Origin of the sequence: Sphingomonas sp., from assembly GCF_036677245.1 — a bacterium.
Lineage (GTDB): Bacteria > Pseudomonadota > Alphaproteobacteria > Sphingomonadales > Sphingomonadaceae > Allosphingosinicella.
Genome location: NZ_JAKFCG010000109.1, coordinates 1 through 3,573 on the forward strand (window position 1 = coordinate 1; position 3,573 = coordinate 3,573).

Annotated in this window: 4 protein-coding genes; all 4 read left to right on the forward strand. The window is 67.0% G+C overall.

Going from position 1 to position 3,573, the window contains the following annotated elements; genetic code table 11:
• Window positions 1-1,009 (forward strand): AMP-binding protein (locus V6M48_RS11570; protein WP_332812677.1); only part of this gene is annotated, 1,009 nt, incomplete at its 5' end.
• A gap of 1 nt (window position 1,010) precedes the next feature.
• Window positions 1,011-2,366 carry an MmgE/PrpD family protein gene (locus V6M48_RS11575; RefSeq protein WP_332812678.1) on the forward strand — a complete coding sequence of 452 codons (1,356 nt, stop codon included), beginning with the start codon at window positions 1,011-1,013 and terminating at the stop codon, window positions 2,364-2,366.
• On the forward strand, window positions 2,363-3,115 hold the full coding sequence (locus V6M48_RS11580) for an SDR family NAD(P)-dependent oxidoreductase (protein WP_332812679.1): 753 nt from the start codon (window positions 2,363-2,365) through the stop codon (window positions 3,113-3,115). The genes V6M48_RS11575 and V6M48_RS11580 overlap by 4 nt, the downstream gene beginning before the upstream one ends.
• A partial coding sequence (locus V6M48_RS11585) for an acyl-CoA dehydrogenase family protein (RefSeq protein WP_332812680.1) occupies window positions 3,112-3,573 on the forward strand: 462 nt, incomplete at its 3' end. The genes V6M48_RS11580 and V6M48_RS11585, both read left to right, overlap by 4 nt.

Below are 3,573 nucleotides of genomic sequence, written 5' to 3' on the forward strand. Positions count from 1 at the left end.
CGGCGAGATCGCCATTGCCATCCTGATGGCGACCGAACTGGGCCTGATCGTCTCCGACAGGCTCCAGCTCATGATGCCGGTCTTCCATGTCGGCGCGCGCTTCCTGCAGCTCGGCGTCCACATCCGCGGCGGTAGCGTCGTGCTCCACCACGACTTCAAGCCGGCGGAGATCGTCGAGACCATCGAGCGCGAGCGCGTGACGATGACGCACATGGCCCCCACAATGGTGCAGGCGATGCTCAATGTGCCTGGGATAGAGGAGCGGGATCTGAAGTCCTTGCACACGATCTGCTACTCGGCCGCACCGATGCCCGTGCCGCTGCTCAAGCGCGGGCTGAAGCTGCTCGGACCGGTTTTCCTCCAGCTCTACGGCATGACCGAAGGCGGCGGCACGACGCTGCACAAGCGCCAGCACAGGCCTGATGGGACGCCGGAAGACATCAAGCGCCTCGGCTCGATCGGGCAGGCGGCGCCCAATGTCGACATCAGGATCGTCGACGAGGAAGGACGGGAACTGCCGGCTGGAGAACCAGGCGAAATCCTGACGCGCACGGCAACGCATATGCTCGGCTATTGGAACAATTCCGCCGCCACCATCGCGGCGCTCAAGGAAGGCTGGTACCACACCGGCGACGTCGGTTATCTCGACCCGCAGGGCTTCCTCTATCTGGTCGACCGCAAGAAGGACATGATCATCTCGGGCGGCGAGAACATCTATTCACGCGAGGTCGAGGAAGCGGTGGCGAGCCACCCGGCCGTCATGGACGTGGCGGTGATCGGCGTGAAGGACGACTATTGGGGCGAGACGGTGCGGGCGATCACCGTGCTCAATCCCGGCCACACCGTCAGCGAGGTCGAACTGATCGAGCACACGAAGTCGCAGATCGCCAGCTACAAGAAGCCGAAATCGGTGGTCTTCGTCGACGACCTGCCGCGCCTGCCGAGCGGCAAGATCAACAAGGTCACGCTGCGCCAGCTCTACGGCGCCGCCGAGCCGAAGGCCGGTTGAGATGACGACCGAGCGCCCGCCCGTCACCCGCTGGCTCGCCGCGCGCGCCTCGGCGATCCACATCGAAGATCTGCCAACGGCGGCCGTCACGGTCGCGCGCCAGTGCATCCTCGACTGGTTCGCGGTAACGATCCCGGGCGCCGCCGAACCGGCCGTGCAGATTCTCTCCGAGGAACTGTTGTCGGACGGCGCGCGGCCCGCCGCTTCGCTTGTCGGCCAGCCCGGACGCACCTCGGCAATGAACGTGGCGCTGATCAACGGCACCGCCTCGCACGCGCTCGACTTCGACGACGTCAACATGGCGATCCTCGGCCATCCGACGGTTGCGATCCTGCCGGGCCTGCTGGCGCTCGCCGAAGAAACGGGCGCGACGCAGGACGACGTGCTGGCCGCCTTCGTCGCAGGATACGAGGTCGTCTGCCGCACCGGCGCCCTGATGAGCCCGGGGCATTACAACCACGGCTTCCATGCAACCTCGACGGTCGGAAGCGTCGGCGCCGCCGCTGCCTGCGCGCATCTTCTGAAGCTGGATGCCGAGACGAGCGCGATCGCCTACGGCATCGCCGCGACCAAGGCGTCCGGCCTGAAATCGATGTTCGGCACGATGTGCAAACCTCTGCATGCCGGCATGGCGGCGCAGAACGGACTGCTCGCGGCGCGGCTTGCCGCGCGCGGCTTCACCAGCCGACCCGACGCGCTCGAATGCGCGCAGGGCCTGGCCGCGACGCAGAGCGCCGACTTCAACCCGGAAGAGGCGATGAGGGACGCGCCGCTCGACCATCACATCGCCAACAACCTCTTCAAGTATCACGCGGCCTGCTATCTGACACATGGCGCCATCGAGGCGGGCAAGGCGCTGCGCGAGAAGAGCGCGGCGTCGTCCAACGCCATCCGGTCCATCGAGATTCGCGTTCCGCCGGTGACCGACCGCGTGTGCAACCTGGCGCGCCCCGAGACCGGGCTTGAGGCAAAATTCTCGCTGCGCCTGACCGTCGCGATGGCGCTGGCGGGGCGAGATACGTCCGGCATCGCCACCTATACCGACGACCTGACGCGCGAGCCGGAACTTGTGCGCCTGCGCGACATGGCGTCGATCGAGTTCGTCGACGGTTATCCGGAGGCAAAGGCCGACGTCGCCATTACGACTGCCGACGGCCGGCGATTCACCGCCAGCCACGACGCCGGCGTCGCCGACAGCGACCTCGCCCGCCAGGGCCGCAAGCTCGAGGCGAAGTTCGACGCTCTTGTCGAACCGGTGCTCGGTGCGCCAAGCCGCACGCTTCGCGGGGCCCTCCTCGGCATGGGCGGCCCCGACGGCATCGCGAACATCATGAAACTCTCGGGACGCACACAATGACCGGCGAACTCGGAACCGCCATCGTCACCGGAGCCGCGCGCGGCATCGGCAAGGGCATCGTCGAGAAGCTCGCCCTCGAGGGCTATCACGTGGTCGCGCTGGACCGGCTCGACGCCGTGCACGACGTCGCCGACGCGCTGCGCGCGGCAGGCGCCCGCATCGATTCCGAGGTGTGCGACATCCGCGACCGCGCCGCGATCTCGGCGATCATGGACAAGTATGCGCCGGTCGAGGTGATCGTGAACAATGCCGCGATCACCGGCACCCATCTCTTCGAGGAGCTGACCGAGGACCATTTCCGCGAAGCCTTCGAGATCAACGCGATCGGCACCTTCGTCGTCGCGCAGGAAGGCGCGCGGCGGATGAAGAACGGCGGGCGCATCGTCAACATCGCCTCTCGCTCCTTCGCCGGCGCGCCGCAGATGGCGCACTACGTGGCCTCCAAGACCGCCGTCGTCGGCCTCACCCGCGCCATGGCGATCGACCTGTCGCCGCGCGACATCCGCGTCAACGCGGTCGCGCCGGGCGTCGTCGACACCGAGATGCTGCGCTACATGACGCCCGAACGGCAGAAGGTGATGCTGTCGCTGCAACTGCTCGGCCGCATCGGCCAGCCGGAGGACATCGCCCGCGCGGTATCCTTCCTCGCCTCACCCGAAAACCGCTACATCACGGGGCAGGTTCTCATCGTCGACGGCGGACGCTCGCTCGGCCAGGGACAATTGCCGCCCGAGGAATCGCCGCTATGACCGAACTGACCGAAGAACGCCGCATGATCCAGGAATCGGCGCGGGTGTTCACGCGCGATCGCGTGCGGCCGACCGCCGACAGGCTCGATCCGGTCAAGGGCGAGATCCCGCGCGAGCTGATGGAGGAAATGGCCGAGCTCGGCTATTTCGGCATCCTGATCCCCGAGGAATATGGCGGCCTCGGCCTCGGCGCGTTCGAATACTGCCTCGTGGCGGAAGAACTGGCGCGCGGCTGGATGAGCGTCGCGTCGCTGATCGCGCGCGGCAACGCGCTGATCGGTTCGCTCAAGGCCATGACGCCGGAGCAGAAGAAGGTCTATCTCCCGCGCATGGCCCGCGGCGAGTTCCTCGGCGCCTTCTCGCTCTCCGAGCCCGATGCCGGCTCCGACGTCGCCAACATCTCCTGCCGCGCCAGGAAGGTCGGCGACGAATGGGAGATCACCGGCAACAAATACTGG

Bases quoted from the DNA above. Each gene is read 5' to 3' on its own strand.
- V6M48_RS11575 (WP_332812678.1), top strand. From the start codon at position 1,011: ATGACGACCGAGCGCCCGCCCGTCACCCGCTGGCTCGCCGCGCGCGCC.
- V6M48_RS11580 (WP_332812679.1), top strand. From the start codon at position 2,363: ATGACCGGCGAACTCGGAACCGCCATCGTCACCGGAGCCGCGCGCGGC.